Raw genomic sequence first — 14,405 nt, 5'->3', positions numbered from 1 at the left:
CCCTCAATCCTTTATTTTGCATCAACCCGGAATCTCTTCATTAAATCGATACCCTACACCCCAGGTAGTCAAAATGTATTGAGGGTTGTTCATATCCGGTTCGATTTTCGTCCGCAGGCGGTTGATATGCGAATTGACCGTATGCTCGTAGCCGTCAAAATCGTATCCCCAAATCAAGTTCAACAATTGACCGCGGCTGTAACTTCTTCCCGGATGCATTGCCAACAAAACCAATAATTCAAATTCTTTCGGAGAAAGCTCTACTTTCACTCCTTTTAAAAGCACCTTTCTTTTTTCCACTTCAATACTTAATTCTCCTGAACGGATCACCGCCTTGCCTTCTTCAGACAAACTTTCTTCTATCATTTGGGCTCTGCGGAAGATCGCCTTTACCCGGGCGATAAATTCCCGGATGCTAAAAGGTTTGGTGATATAATCGTCCGCTCCCATTTCCAGTCCCAGCACCCGGTCGATTTCTTCCGAACGGGCCGTAAGCATCATGATTGGGGTTTTGAGTTGGTTTGCACGAATTCTCCGGCAGACTTCAATTCCATCCATTTTAGGAAGCATTAAATCCAGAATCACCAAATCGGCCTTTTCCGTAAGGGCTTTCTCCAAGCCCTCTTCCCCATCATACGCCTTAATCACTTCGTAAGAAAGATCGTGTAAGTGGATTTGTAATAATTCAACAATTTCCCGGTCATCTTCTATAATCAATACTTTTTTCATGGTGTAATGAGCCTTTTGAATAAAAGAAAAGAGATAGTGTCACAGAACCATCACAAATGGTTCACGTTTTTGAAGGTTTCTACATTGAGCAAACAAAAAGGCTTGGGGAGGTATGCATGATTTCCCCCTTATACAAACCTACGCAAATGTCTATTACCGTTCTCTCTTTTCACTGTTCTTCAAGCCAATCTGTCGCCTGGAAGACATATACCCCCTTGTGATGAAAATGTGATATTTATGTGACTTGGGGGTTATAGCTTCTGCCTTCCTTTGTACTATAACCAAAACAAATCAAACCTATGAAAAAATTATGGATACTCGGAATGCTCCTTACGACAGCTCTACTTTATACTGCCTGTGATGACGATGATGACAACGGGCCGGTGGACAAGAACTTGCAGCTGTCCGTCAACGGACTCACGGATCTGGGAAGCGGATATGCCTATGAAGGCTGGCTGATTGTAAACGGAACACCCAAAAGCACAGGGGTATTTACCGTGGATGGTAGCGGAATGTTATCAAAATCCGGTTTCAAAATCCCGGTCAGCGATTTGAGCAATGCATCCGCTTTTGTGTTAACAATTGAGCCTTCTCCGGACAGCGATCCGGCTCCCAGTGAGGCGCATATTTTAGCCGGTGATTTTTCTAACGGAAGTGCTAACCTTTCAGTCGCACATACTGCCGCCTTGGGGGACGACTTTGGCGATGCAGCCGGAAAATACATACTGGCAACACCAACCAATGGGCCTGACAGCGATGAGAATAGTGGGGTTTGGTTTTTAGACCCTGCCTTAGGTCCCGGGGCCACTTTGAATTTGCCAACGCTTCCGGCCGGATGGACATATGAAGGGTGGGCTGTCATTGGAGGTTCCCCTGTCACTACCGGTACTTTTACCCAGGTGGATATGGCGGATGACGCAGCTCCGTTCAGTGGCGATCAGGACGGTCCTCCTTTTCCCGGGGAAGACTTTTTGGTCAACGCACCTACTGGCCTGACATTCCCTACCGACCTTTCCGGAACAACCATTGTGATTAGTATCGAACCAGTTCCTGACAACAGCTCCGCTCCCTTCTTACTGAAACCTCTGCTTGGAAATGTGCCTGCCGATGCTGACAGTCATACAACCTATGAGATGATGCAAAACCTCAATTCTTTTCCTACTGGGTCCGTTACTTCGAATTGAAAAACGGAGGCAGTTGTTATTACAAGGTAAAATTACTTATTCATTATCATCATCCGATGATTTATAGATCTCTTCATGTAAAGAAACTTATATGAAAACCCAACTCTATATACTGAGCCTTTTCCTGATTTCAATGGGTTGTATCGGTACGGATGTATTGGAGCTTACCCCGGTACCCCCCCGGTTAAAAATCACTTCTTCGGTACTTAGTTTAAAAGTAGGCGAAAGTCATCAATTTGCCGCTACGTATTATGACGAATACGGAGAGACACAAGCGGCAACGGTTCAATGGACATCCGGAAATTCTTCCATTATTCAAATTGATCCGCAAGGACTGGCGAAAGCTTTGCAAGCCGGAAAGGTATACATCACGGCCCAAGCGGCAAATTTGAAAGACTCTGTAATGGTAGAGGCCGGGGAAGAAACCATAGGGAGCCCTACGCAACGAACAGGTACGTTACAAGGCAGCAATAACTATTCGGTAGAGGGGACTTTTACTTTGACGGATAACGGAGGTAGCCTGACCCTGAGACTTGAGGGTAATTTTAAAGCAAGCAATGGTCCCGGCTTGCATGTGTATATGGCCCATTCTTCCCAATCCGTAGCGGGAGGTCTTGATTTAGGAGCTTTGAAACAAGTGGAGGGCACCCAAGCGTATACTCTCCCTTCGAATGTCAGTATCAATACCTACGACTATGTAATTATCTATTGCAAACCTTTCGGGGTAGTCTTTGGCAACGGGATGTTTAGCAATTAAGTAACTCAAGTTGCGGGTTATCATCACAATTTGGTGTTCCAATTTGGTGAAATTGTGAATGAGTAATATGGTGACTGTGATAGAACGTCTGTTCCTTGTAAATCTCTTACCCATTGACTGAACAGTAAATTCTTCAAAAAATCATGATGAAAAATCTATATATCCTTCTTAGCCTACTTATTTCTGTTCCGTCCATTTCTTGGGCAGGTGGGGGTTGGCCACAAAAAAAAGGAAAACTCTATTTGAAACTGGGCCAATACTCTATCCTCGCAAAGCATTACTATTCCCCTGCCGGGCATGTGCTGGACATTACCACAACGGGGTATCACGCCACCAGTCTGTATGGGGAATGGGGTATCACCGATAAGTTTACGGCAATTGCCTATTTTCCTTTCTTTGTTCGCTCTACCCTGAACAAAGTGGAAAGACCGGACGGGCAATTGGTACAGAAAGGGGATGAACTCAATTCCATAGGGGATGCGGACATTACGTTGAAATACGGCATTCTCAAAGCAGGTCCTTATGTAGGGGCACTCAGTCTTACCCTCGGTGTGCCTTTGGGAGAGCCTTCGGGCGGAAGAACGGAATTATTACAATCCGGAGACGGAGAGTTTAACCAAATGCTGACCTTTGAATTGAGCCGTTCTTTTGGCAAAGGCCATCAATATGTCAGCTTACTTTTGGGTTTTAATAACCGAACCGAGAACTTCTCAGACGAATTCCGCTACGGTGCCGAATTCGGGGCGAAAGTCAAAAGGTTTTGGCTCATTGCCCGCCTTTATGGCATAGAGTCTTTTGAGAATGGCAATGAAGCCATCATCGCCAATAACGGCATTTTTAGTAACAACCTGGAATACCTATCCCTCAGCCCGGAAATTGCCTATGAGTGGAGTGAGCAGATGGGGGTAAGTGTGGGTGCCGGCTTTGCCTTACAAGGCAAAAGAATTCTGGCAGACCCTTCTTTTTCCATGGGGATTTATTTGAAAATTTAACCCCTCATTTCCTTTTACAGATAGCATAAAAAACTCATGGAGCATATATGAATCCATGAGTTTTTCTATCAGAAGTGGTTTACACGTATAGTTTTTGACCGAACATGGAATCAAAATCGGCTCATCAAGGCATTTTTTGAAGAGAATAGCCAAAGCTATTGTTGAAAAAAGTAACACAGAGGAGGCGTTTTTGAAACATTTTTTTAGGAAAATGAAAAAGGTTAATTCACTTCTCAGTTTACTATAGATGTATTTCTCTCGGTTGATAACCAACATACTGAACTACAATAGGTAGTTTCTCTTCTAGTTCTATCACAAACTTTCCTTCAGCATTGGTAACGGTTCCTTGAGTAGTCCCTTTTACAATCACTACAGCTCCATTTAAAGGCTCACCTTCATCACTGTGTACTACCCCACTGATAAGCCAAGTATCACTTTTCTTTTCCAAATCATAGTCTACTTTTAATTTATTCAAAAAGGCTGTACCATCATGCTCCCCGGTTACCGGAGCGCCTAACGAGAAATTGATCGGCAACACAATTTTTTGCTTCACTTTTGCTCCCCTTTGTACTGCAGGTTCCCATGCCGCTGCCAGCTTCATCACTCTTACGGCCTCTTCATCACATCCTCCACCAATACCCCGAATCGACTTTATACCGGACAGGGTCCCGTCTTTGTTCACAACAAACTCTATATATACCTTTCCCTCAATCTTATTGGCAAGGGCTTGTTGAGGATAGCGAATATTTTCACTGAGAAAAGTATAAAGCTCACGAAAGCCCCCTACAGGCTTTGCCGATTGTTCTACAACCGAAAACACATCCTCTTTGGCCGTATACTCAGCGAGTTTATCAAAATTACCCGTTTCTTTTAAGATGATTCCTATCTTTTCTTTCTCTTTGAGCATAAATACCTGAACTACGGTTTGGGGATCTGTTTCATGCAGTTGTTGCAATTGCCCCGGTGCCGATTCACCTATTTCTATCAAGGTATGAACCCCTGGCGCTTTCATATGATTGGGATTGTCTATTTCCACATAGGCAAATTCATCATTTGGAAATTCAGCTTGTAGAGCTTCCAATTTTGCTTGGACTTCCGGAGGATACTCTCCTTCCACCATGGTCAGGTTCATTTTGTCCAGATCATCCAATGCTTGATTCTGACAGGCAAAAAAGCCAAGCATAAAACAGAGAGAAAAAATTGCCATCATACGGCTTACAGGACTAGTAGGGTTATTTTTGGTCATCATTTCTAAACGGTTTAAGATGTTATGCTGATTTAAATTACTCTCAAGAGTGAGGGGAAATACTGACAAGGCTTGCCGGGCCAATAAGTCTTTATAGTCGTCCAACTCGACTTGCCGAAGCACTTCCCGGTCGGCCAGGTATTCATGCAGTAAGCGAACCTCCTGGTTGAGCCACCAACTTACCGGACTGCACCAACAGATGATTTTTAACAATTCCACCAATAAAATATCCCAACTGTGTCCTTGCCGGATATGGGCTAACTCATGCAATAAAACCTGGTTGCGCTCTTGCTCATTCCGAAGCGATTTACTAAGAAACACATAGTGAAAAAAGGAAAAAGAAGAGGTAAACGACTTGCTTTCCAATAGGAAAAAACCGCCTTCCCGGTTGGCAGGAGTACTCCTGATAAAAAACCAAAGTCTGGCCATCCGGTACAGGAATATAGCACTCAAAGCAATTACTCCGATAAGGTAAACATACAAGAATACCGTTTCCCAGGCTACTTCTTCCGGAGCGGCTGCACCAGCAACCGGGCGGGGTGTAACGATGGCAATCGGGATGTATTCTGCGATCGTCAATGATTCCTTGGAAAGCAAGGAAAACGGCCACAGCAGTTTGGGAGCAAGTAACGAAAAAAGCATACTAAGCACCAAATAGCAACGACTAAATTGAAAAGACGTTTGCCGCCTAAGCAGTAAGGCATATACGACAACGGCAAGAAGTAAAAAGCAATTTACTTCCAGCGAATACACTAAAATACTACTCATGAGATTTGTCTGTTTTACGGGTCTGTTTCGCGTGGTGAAGCAATTGTTCTACTTGTTTCAAATTCACATCCCCTTCCTGAGCGAAAAAAGAAAACATCTTTTCAAAAGAACCATTGAAGTAGCGGCTTAAAAAAGAACTCATAAAGTCTTTCCTGTAAGCATCTTTGGATATCAATGGAAAATACCGGTGAGTTTTTCCAAACGTCTCATAACCTACAAATTCTTTTTTGACCAGAATCCTTAAAATGGTCAATACTGTGGAATACGCCGGACTCCCGGAAACCTTTTCGTAAATCTCCTTGGCAAATCCTCTTTCTATTTCCCAGATCGCCTGCATTACTTCCTCTTCTGCCTTAGTTAATTCTTTCATATTTATTTACATTTATAATTAATAGTTTAAATATATAACTAAATATTTAATTATAAAACTAATTACTTAGTTTATAGTAATTTTTCTATTCCACTCTCGAAAAAGAGCAGAAGCAATCACTCCTATAAAACCCTGAATATTAATAAATTAAAAAAACACTCATTTAATTTATAAAACCTAATTGATACTCAAGAAGAAAATTTAAAGGTGATTCTATCGGACAAACCTGAGGTAATAGAAAAGCAGCAACCGTCTCAGCTACCATATTTTCTCCGGCAGCGAACTTTCCTTTTTATCTAAACATCCATTGCCTTATTCGCGCAATAAACTGAATGTTCCGATGGATGAAAACCCATCAACGATGTCTTAATTTTTCTATATTCCGGTTCATTTATACACTTTCTTTGGCAAAGTGTAACCTATGCTTTTGCCTTTTTAAGTACCTTTGACGGCATGAATCTGAAGGAACAAATTAAACATACTGGTGCAACATTTACTCCGAAGGAATTAGCCGCCTTTTTGGCAGAAAGATTAACCAGACATATACATACAAGTGCACTTATCAAGGTACTGGATCCTGCTTGTGGTGACGGGGAATTACTATTAGCCATGAAGAAAGCTTTACACCCAACAGGCCAACACTACTCTCTGACCGGATACGATTCCAATGAAGATTATCTCAACGAAGCCCGTTCCAGATTGAGTGATAACGAAATGGGAAAGGTTCATTTTCACCATGCTGATTTTCTAGAGGCTGTTGATCTATCACATGAGCAACTGGCGTTGGGACTTGAAGCGGAGAGCAAGGGCAATATAATCAACGCATCCGCAGATATAATCATAGCCAATCCCCCCTATGTTAGAACGCAACTTTTGGGTTCGGAAAAGGCCCAAAAGCTAGCAAAGAAATTTAATTTAAAAGGCCGGGTGGATTTGTACTATCCGTTCTTAATTGCAATGACAAAAAGCCTTAAAGAAGGTGGAACTCTCGGAGTCATTACATCCAATAGATACTTATCTACCAAAGGAGGGGAAAGCATTCGTAAATTTCTTGTGGATCATTTTGAGATCATAGAACTCATTGATCTGGGAGATACCAAATTATTTGATGCAGCCGTATTGCCCGCAATATTTATAGGTAAAAAGAAAAAAAAGCTAGATACAAACTCCTGTAAAACAACATTTTTAAAGATTTACGAAGCACTGAACGGATATCAGGGAAAGCTGGAAAGCGCAACGAGTATTTACGATATCCTGAAACATAAAAGTCCGGGATATTTTCAAGTAGGACAAAGAAAGTATAAGAAAACCAATGGCATACTGAAATATGATAATCAACCGGAAAAGCCTTGGCAAATGCTATCCGATAATGAAACGGATTGGGTGCGTAACATCGAACAAAATGCCGCCTCAAAGGTAGGAGATTTGTTCAAGGTCAGGGTGGGCATTAAAACCACCGCTGATAAAGTATTCATCCGCGATAAATGGGATGAATTGGGTAAGGATACGCCTGAAGAGGAAGTACTGAAGGACTTGATTACTCAAGAAAATATTGCGCGATGGGGACTCACAGACACAGTCCGGTTACGGGTACTTTATACCCATGTCCATCAAGACGGTAAAAAGGCAACCATAGATCTGGAAAAGTACCCGAAGGCCAAAAAATACCTCTTATCTCACGAAGCGCAATTGAAGGGCAGAAACTATGTGATCAAAGCAAAGCGTGAATGGTTCGAAATATGGGTACCGCAAAATCCCGGCTTGTGGAAGAAACCCAAATTGGTGTTTCCGGATATTAGCGTAAGTCCAAGATTCTATTTCGATCATGACGGAAAAATTGTCAACGGTAATTGTTATTGGATGGTCGCTAATAGCAAAGACGATATTGACAAGCTACGGCTGATCCAGGGGATTGCCAACTCTAAATTGATGACTCGCTACCATGACCTTGTTTTTAACAACAAGTTGTATTCCGGAAGAAGAAGGTACTTTAGTCAGTACGTAGAGCAATATCCCCTTCCGGCCTTCAGCTCCAAGGAAGCTCAAGACATAATACGCATTGCGGACGAGTTACATCAAGCTTCCGGGCAGTCAACTATTGAAAAGTTGGAAACGGAACTGGAAGGAGCCGTGGCAAAGGCTTATGGCGTTTCCCCTGTCTTTCATCCGGACTAGCGGCTGATTTTTGCCTTGATAATCTTTAGCTTTTTTTGACTCATCACAATGACCTTGTTCAAATAAAATAACAGATTTGATACCCTATGCCTTCAACTTCCGTAATCGCATTTGGTTTTGGCTGAATTTCTTAGATTAAATTTCATCCTTTGGATTGCAAGTTCCCATTTCAAGAGCTTCAAAGCAGCATTTTTAAGAATCCCATTGTTGATCTACTTTCGTTTTTTTATACATTCATTGCTGAGTTTTAACAACTCATTTGTTCTTATTAAAACGTTATCACATTTGTTTGTAAGAGCAGGTTTAAAGCTCTCCACTGATAAATGGTCTGAGTTTCTCTTGGCCGGTTTGTGACAGCCCATTATAATACCCCAGCATTTTTGATTTGATGTAAGTGACTTTCACCACTCGGATAATTTTCGGAGCTTTTTCCGCATCACTGGCTCTTACCATAATGCCTAATAATTGTCCTTCCAAATTGAACACCCCGCCTCCGCTCATTCCGGCTACTCCTTGAGCATCCAGAAAGAATTCGACATGGGGGTTGTATGGTATATCTCCTTCAATATCTCCGGCTGCTTGTAATTCCGTAATTTTCACGGCGGCTTCTTCATCCGAAAGTATTTTTCCATAAGACACCGCACCGTTCGGGAAGTTTGTTACATCTTGAGGGTAGCCCAGCGCTATGGCATTTTCTCCTACATTCGGGGTATTCCAAGTTTGGCCGGCTTTTGTGCGATTGTCCGGGTCGTACATCTTCAAGGGTGTGCCTGTATCAACAGGTTTTGGCCATTGAGGCAGGGAGCCAGGTTCTACTCTTTGATTGTCAACAATGCCAATATAAAAATCCTCAGCAGGCAGAATGGTTGAATTGGTAACAGAGGTAGAAATATCAAAGTGCATTAAAGGAAAATCTGCAACCCAAAGGTTTTCCAATTCCACCTGCCCATTCACCGGAGGAATTTTAGAAGTTTCAAAAATACCCATGTCTTCAGAAGTGATATCAAAGTATTCTGCATTTTTTGAAAGCCAACTGTTTATAGAAATAACATGATTTGCGCTGATATACAGCCCCAGGTCGTAATCGTTTTTTCTGCTCCAGATAGTTTTTGATCCCGGGCCTCTTTTTCCCACACTTCCCCTTACTTTATTCAACAAATTCTTTAAGACTTGATCCTCCCCATCGATAATCTCTTCTATTTTAGCGACTTGAACTTTGCTCCCTGGTAATGGAGAGGGATTCGGCTGGTTATTATCGCCATTGGAACAGGCTTGTAAAAAATAGGTAAAAGTTGTTAACAGTAAAATTTTCAATAATAGATTTTTCATAATCAATTGTACCTCTGTTTTATTGATGAATTGGCAATTGTAATAAAAGGAATGTCCCATGATGATGAACCTAAACACCTTTTCAATTACACATAACGGCATAGCCCATGAGAAGCATCTTCTCATAGCATTCTTATAGCCATTAAGTTTTGTGAAGGAAAGTGTGTTTAAACTATTGCTTTCAATCAGGTATGGATTCTTCTCAAAAGGTAAATTCTCCAGGTCAGACAAGCCGTCTGAGAGGATTGTCCACAATAAAAATTTTGCTATACACTATCTGACACAGCGTATAGCGAAACCGTTGTAGATGGTCTTTAATTTTTTCCATTTTAATATGGAAGTGAATTAAGCTTTTTCTTTTTTTTTGAAATGTTTCAAAAACGCCTCCTCTGTGTTACTTTTTGCAATAATAGCTTTGGCTATTCTCTTTAAAATGTGCTTTGATGAGCCGATTTTGATTCCATCTTCGGTTAAAAACTATACGTCTAAACCACTTCATGGATTAAACAAATGCAATGCTTGAAAACTGTCAACTTTATTCAAGATATACGAGGCTTTCTTTGAGACGCCAGAACTAAACTAAGGAATCAAAAGGGACAATAGCATATCATCAAAAAAGCCAATTATTCCATTGACTAAAAATGAGCTATTCTCAAATACATTTGAAAATAACTCATCCAACTTAGGAAATTAGTAATTTTTGTCACTTTCCTTGCTCAGGCGCGAATGGGTATTGGCAATACCACCGGAATCATATTTTTGCCAATTGAAAAATTTGTTCGCTTTGTCTTCTATTGACAGATTCTGGCGTTAATCGCAACAACTGGTTACGCAGGCGGACGAGCACCGGATTGGAAAGATGAGCCATTTTTCCAATCAACCAACTTGTATTGACTACTTGGTGTGCTTTTGGTAATCTTAATTTTTGAAACTCTTCAAAGGCTTGAGCGGGCTCATACTTATCCAAACATTCGGAAAGTAAATACGCATCTTCGATTGCCTGACAAGCACCTTGACCCATATTTGGCGTGGTGGCATGGGCAGCGTCACCGATTAAGCAAACATTCTCTTTATGCCAACTACCTGTTGGTTTTAGATCGGATATTTCGGCCGTATTTACGCGGTCTTTTTGGGTACAGGAAATTATATCTTTAATGACCGAATGGTATTTCCCATAGTATTTTTCGATATTATTTACAGAGAATTCCTCTTTATTCTTTTTAAAAGACTTAAGTGCGTACCAATACACTTTATTTTCGGCAATTTGAACAAAGCCAAACCGTTCCGCTTTGCCCCAGGCTTCATTTAATTCATTTTTATATTCTATGGGTAAATTGAAATCAATAACTCCTCTCCAACATATTTGATTTACATTTCTTACGCTAGTGTTTGGAAATAACTCCCTCCTTACCATGGAATTAATCCCATCGGCCCCTAAAAGAACAGAAGATTGAACTTGCTGCCCGTTCGTAAACGTCAAGGCATAACCCTCTGCATTTTTGATCACCTTATCAAGTTTATGGTTAAGGGTAATCTCCGTAGACTTCAACTTATCCAATAAAATTCGTTGCAAGGCACCCCGGTGTATGGCAATGTTTTTCACTCTATATTTCTTTTCAAAATAGGACAAGTCCACTTTTGAAAGAATTTTCAGATGGGTATTGGTAATGTTCATGGAAGAAATAGGATTTCCATTTTCTTCAATTACGTTTCTTAAACCCAACTTTTCATACACTTGCATTGCATTATTCGCCAGGATAATGCCCGCACCTACAGGTTTAATACTTTCAGCCTGTTCAAAAATCCTGGTTTTAAACCCTTTTTGTTCGAGAGCAATTGCTGTGGTTAATCCTCCGATTCCTGCTCCGATAATATCGATTGTCATCTTAATTTATCTTTGTTTAGTACAAATGTACTAAAAACAATTCAACTAGTACAATTGTACTAAGTTAAGTAACTTTGCGGCTATGAGTAACACAAAAGAAAATATATTAGAGCAGTCATTAAAACTATTTAATGAAAGAGGTTTGTCAAACGTTTCTTTGAGAACGGTAGCCGATGAACTCAATATCAGTGTAGGAAACTTACAATATCATTTTAAAAAGCGAGAGCATATCATTGAAGCGCTATATTTTCAATTGGTAAAAAAAATCGATACTTCCATTGTAAAGTCATCTACTTTGGGCGGTATGTTACAGTCATTTTTTAACATCACTCAAAGTACATTGCTTTCTTTTTTTGAATACCGCTTTTTTCTACTGGATTTTACTTTGATCATCCGACAACACGAAAAGATAAGAGCCCATTATAAAGAACTGATCAAAGTCAGGGAGCAACAGTTTTTTAATTCCTTAACGCTGTTAATTGAAAATGGATTTTTACGAGAAGAAATCTTACCCTCTGAGTACAAAAACTTATTTATACGGCTTCAAATTTTAAGTGATTTTTGGGCTTCATCGGCGTCTATTCATTCGGAGAAAATTTCAAAAAACATGGTTTTGGAATATTCACAAGTAATAAACCAAAGTATATTTCCATACCTAACTGAAAAAGGCAGAATACAATATTTGAAAAAAATCGAGTCTTAAAATACAATCCCGCAAGGTGCATGACAAGTTCGTAACGATTCAGGCTTTTTACACAAAACCACAATGAATGATAGCCATGGGTAATTACCGTATTTGTTCTCCATTTCTATTCCATTTTTTGACAACATCACTTATCCGTTCCATTTCCATTTGTCCGTTATCATACCAATATCGATAATCGGAATCATTTATTTTCTCAAATTCAATTTGGCCATTGCTATGCCAACTTTTAATAGTTTCTTCATCAAAGCATCCTTCTTTAAAGGATAGTTTTCGTTTGTTACCATCATTGTCATATTCAGTATATTCACCTAATATTTGTCCATTTACCACTGAATACTCACATTTGAGAATCCCATTTTTTAAATACTCTTTATATTTCCCCGTATAATTTGGATTAATAGAGTTGCCTTGTTCATCTCTGCAAAAATTATCCGGATTCTTTATAATTTGATTCGCTACGATTTCTAATGTTTGAGAATAATAAGCGTTATATTTATCTTCCAACGCTTGGGTTTTATCCCACCAATCGTCATCTTCTTGGTTTTCACCGAGTTCTTTTATTTCCGCCTCATTCTCAATATAAAACTCTAATGTTTTCTTTAAATTAGGAATCTCGGATTCAAATTGAAATTCATTCGCAAAAAGGATCAGTTTTTTGTAATAATCTTCAACATCTTTTCTTTCAGGAAACTCAAAAAAGAATGGAATTTTTCCATTCCGGGAAGTCCATTCATCTTCAAATAGCATTTCACAAAGCTGTATTCTTTTTGAGAATATTTTCTGTTCTGCAGGGCTTAAAATAACGTTATCCACATATTCATTCGAATGAGCAATCAGTTGAATCAAGTTCAGAGGGTTATCCCCGTCAGAAAAATCACTGTATAAATAAAATTCGTATTTGTTAATTTTCGGAATCATTTTTTTATTGAGTTTATGTTATAACTAACGGTTAATTATATGAGTAGTGGCAAATTGTGTAGCCTTTTACAGCCCGCCTGTAACGAACAAGGTGAAGAGCCTAAAACGTTAAATTTAGCTTTTGCCTACTTTGACAAATGGTTTTATTCTTCATTTTCTGCTTCAAACAATTCAGCAAAATATTTTTTCGATTTTATGCTTTCGTATTTGAAGCCACCTGTTACGATTACATAACCCAAAATTAGCATTCCAAAAGGAATTAAGGACATTGAATCAAAATTATGCCTTTTTGAAAAGGACCCCAAAACAGCCAAACACCCCATCCCAACTCCACCAAGCCATATCAACATGAAGACCATAACCAATGGATGTAACCTCATTTATACGTAGATCTTTGTTCCATGAATATCCTTTCAATATTTCCCTTAATTCGTGGTAGGAAAGAATTTCCATATCCAATTATTCTGGTAATAGTAAATGACGTTCCATCCACTCGTCCTTCATATGGTTTGTAATTACTACTTCCCCAAAAACCTGTCTTCCTAAAGATCTTTTCAGGTTCAATGATTTCTGTAATTCTATTTTGAATTTCTTCAGAATCCAGTTTTGTCTTATAGGTTATATTTTCAAATGGTAAATATTTCATCTTTACCATTTAAGAGGGGAAAATAAAAAGGAAATCTACAATAAAAGAGAAAAATGACACAAACCTTCAAATGTTACTTGTAAAGGCAGGTTTTACTGGTTTTCGGATTTGATCGTTCGAAAAACGAAAAAATAAACGCAAACCACTAAAAAGGTACTTTTTGTTTAACCTTAGTGTTTGGAAATGTAACCGTAAAGGGTACTGTAGACACCCTTTTTCAATATGGATCATTCGTTTAAATTAAAACAGCCAATCATTTCAATCTAAAGTGAATCGGTAAGATAATTTTTTGTGCTATATTTTTATTTAATTCACTTGAAAATCCAGGTATCCACTTTGGGCTTTTCTTAATCAGCCGTACAACTTCACTGTCACACGAAGCATAAATACCTCTAACGACTCGTACACTTTCCTGTCTGATTTCACCAGTCGATTCAACGATAAACTCTATTCTGACGATTCCTTCTATTCCCAATTTCTTTGCGTCCTTTGGGTATTTTAATTTTTTGGAGATATACTTTACGTAAAAATTCATCATTCCTCCAGGAAACTCCGCATATTTTTCAACCCTATGGGGCTTTTCTGTTACTGTAGTGTCAGCCGTTTGCACCCCTGTGTCGCTTTGCCCCTTTGCTTCAACTATCAGCACCATGCTAGTAAATAGTATTCCAAGTAATTGCTTCATTAAATTTTCTGTTTG

At 39.5% G+C, this 14,405-nt stretch carries 14 protein-coding genes; 5 read left to right on the top strand and 9 right to left on the bottom strand.

Annotated elements, in window-relative coordinates; translation table 11 throughout:
* Positions 1–21: 21 nt before the first annotated feature.
* Entirely contained in the window at positions 22–729 is a 708-nt protein-coding gene (locus AAG747_RS21610; RefSeq protein ID WP_346823316.1) for a response regulator transcription factor, read from the bottom strand.
* Positions 730–1,028: 299 nt separating this feature from the next.
* Here AAG747_RS21610 and AAG747_RS21605 point away from each other — a divergent pair, with 299 nt between their 5' ends.
* The 3 genes from AAG747_RS21605 (at position 1,029) to AAG747_RS21595 (ending at position 3,662) form a co-directional block, all read left to right on the top strand.
* Positions 1,029–1,913: an anti-sigma factor domain-containing protein gene (locus AAG747_RS21605; RefSeq protein ID WP_346823315.1), complete on the top strand. Its 885-nt coding sequence runs from the start codon at positions 1,029–1,031 to the stop codon at positions 1,911–1,913.
* 91 nt (positions 1,914–2,004) lie between these two features.
* Positions 2,005–2,670 (top strand): DM13 domain-containing protein, encoded by a 666-nt coding sequence (locus AAG747_RS21600; protein ID WP_346823314.1) that lies wholly within the window; start codon positions 2,005–2,007, stop codon positions 2,668–2,670.
* Positions 2,671–2,813: 143 nt separating this feature from the next.
* Complete coding sequence (locus AAG747_RS21595; protein ID WP_346823313.1) at positions 2,814–3,662, top strand: hypothetical protein; 849 nt, start codon at positions 2,814–2,816, stop codon at positions 3,660–3,662.
* Positions 3,663–3,903: 241 nt separating this feature from the next.
* Here AAG747_RS21595 and AAG747_RS21590 read toward each other — a convergent pair whose 3' ends face one another.
* Both AAG747_RS21590 and AAG747_RS21585 read right to left on the bottom strand, forming a co-directional pair.
* Positions 3,904–5,676, bottom strand: coding sequence for a TonB family protein (locus tag AAG747_RS21590; RefSeq protein WP_346823312.1), 1,773 nt, complete (start codon positions 5,674–5,676; stop codon positions 3,904–3,906).
* The gene (locus tag AAG747_RS21585) at positions 5,669–6,046 is read right to left on the bottom strand and encodes a BlaI/MecI/CopY family transcriptional regulator (protein WP_346823311.1); all 378 of its coding nucleotides are present in this window, start codon (positions 6,044–6,046) and stop codon (positions 5,669–5,671) included. Before AAG747_RS21585 ends, AAG747_RS21590 begins: the two co-directional genes overlap by 8 nt.
* A 453-nt stretch (positions 6,047–6,499) precedes the next feature.
* Between AAG747_RS21585 and AAG747_RS21580 the strand changes: the two genes are divergently transcribed.
* Positions 6,500–8,221 carry an HsdM family class I SAM-dependent methyltransferase gene (locus AAG747_RS21580; RefSeq protein ID WP_346823310.1) on the top strand — a complete coding sequence of 574 codons (1,722 nt, stop codon included), beginning with the start codon at positions 6,500–6,502 and terminating at the stop codon, positions 8,219–8,221.
* Positions 8,222–8,524: 303 nt separating this feature from the next.
* Here the strand turns inward: AAG747_RS21580 and AAG747_RS21575 are convergent, their stop codons facing one another.
* Both AAG747_RS21575 and AAG747_RS21570 read right to left on the bottom strand, forming a co-directional pair.
* Positions 8,525–9,550: a S1 family peptidase gene (locus AAG747_RS21575; RefSeq protein WP_346823309.1), complete on the bottom strand. Its 1,026-nt coding sequence runs from the start codon at positions 9,548–9,550 to the stop codon at positions 8,525–8,527.
* A gap of 751 nt (positions 9,551–10,301) precedes the next feature.
* Complete coding sequence (locus AAG747_RS21570) at positions 10,302–11,435, bottom strand: FAD-dependent monooxygenase (RefSeq protein ID WP_346823308.1); 1,134 nt, start codon at positions 11,433–11,435, stop codon at positions 10,302–10,304.
* Between the two features lie 82 nt (positions 11,436–11,517).
* Between AAG747_RS21570 and AAG747_RS21565 the strand changes: the two genes are divergently transcribed.
* Entirely contained in the window at positions 11,518–12,138 is a 621-nt protein-coding gene (locus tag AAG747_RS21565; RefSeq protein ID WP_346823307.1) for a TetR/AcrR family transcriptional regulator, read from the top strand.
* A gap of 84 nt (positions 12,139–12,222) precedes the next feature.
* On the opposite strand, the gene AAG747_RS21560 is transcribed toward AAG747_RS21565, so the two are convergent.
* From AAG747_RS21560 to AAG747_RS21545, 4 genes are all read right to left on the bottom strand, one after another.
* Entirely contained in the window at positions 12,223–13,059 is an 837-nt protein-coding gene (locus tag AAG747_RS21560) for a toxin-antitoxin system YwqK family antitoxin (RefSeq protein WP_346823306.1), read from the bottom strand.
* Between the two features lie 143 nt (positions 13,060–13,202).
* A complete protein-coding gene (locus AAG747_RS21555) occupies positions 13,203–13,439 on the bottom strand; it encodes a hypothetical protein (protein ID WP_346823305.1) in 237 nt (78 codons plus the stop codon).
* A complete protein-coding gene (locus AAG747_RS21550; RefSeq protein WP_346823304.1) occupies positions 13,436–13,705 on the bottom strand; it encodes a hypothetical protein in 270 nt (89 codons plus the stop codon). The genes AAG747_RS21555 and AAG747_RS21550 overlap by 4 nt, the downstream gene beginning before the upstream one ends.
* Before the next feature lie 253 nt (positions 13,706–13,958).
* Positions 13,959–14,390 carry an energy transducer TonB gene (locus AAG747_RS21545; protein ID WP_346823303.1) on the bottom strand — a complete coding sequence of 144 codons (432 nt, stop codon included), beginning with the start codon at positions 14,388–14,390 and terminating at the stop codon, positions 13,959–13,961.
* Between the last annotated feature and the right edge of the window lie 15 nt (positions 14,391–14,405).

The organism is Rapidithrix thailandica (genome assembly GCF_039710355.1).
GTDB classification, from domain to species: Bacteria; Bacteroidota; Bacteroidia; order Cytophagales; family Flammeovirgaceae; genus Rapidithrix; species Rapidithrix thailandica.
Note: the sequence above shows the minus strand (reverse complement) of the source record. Positions and strands in the feature narration are given on the sequence as shown.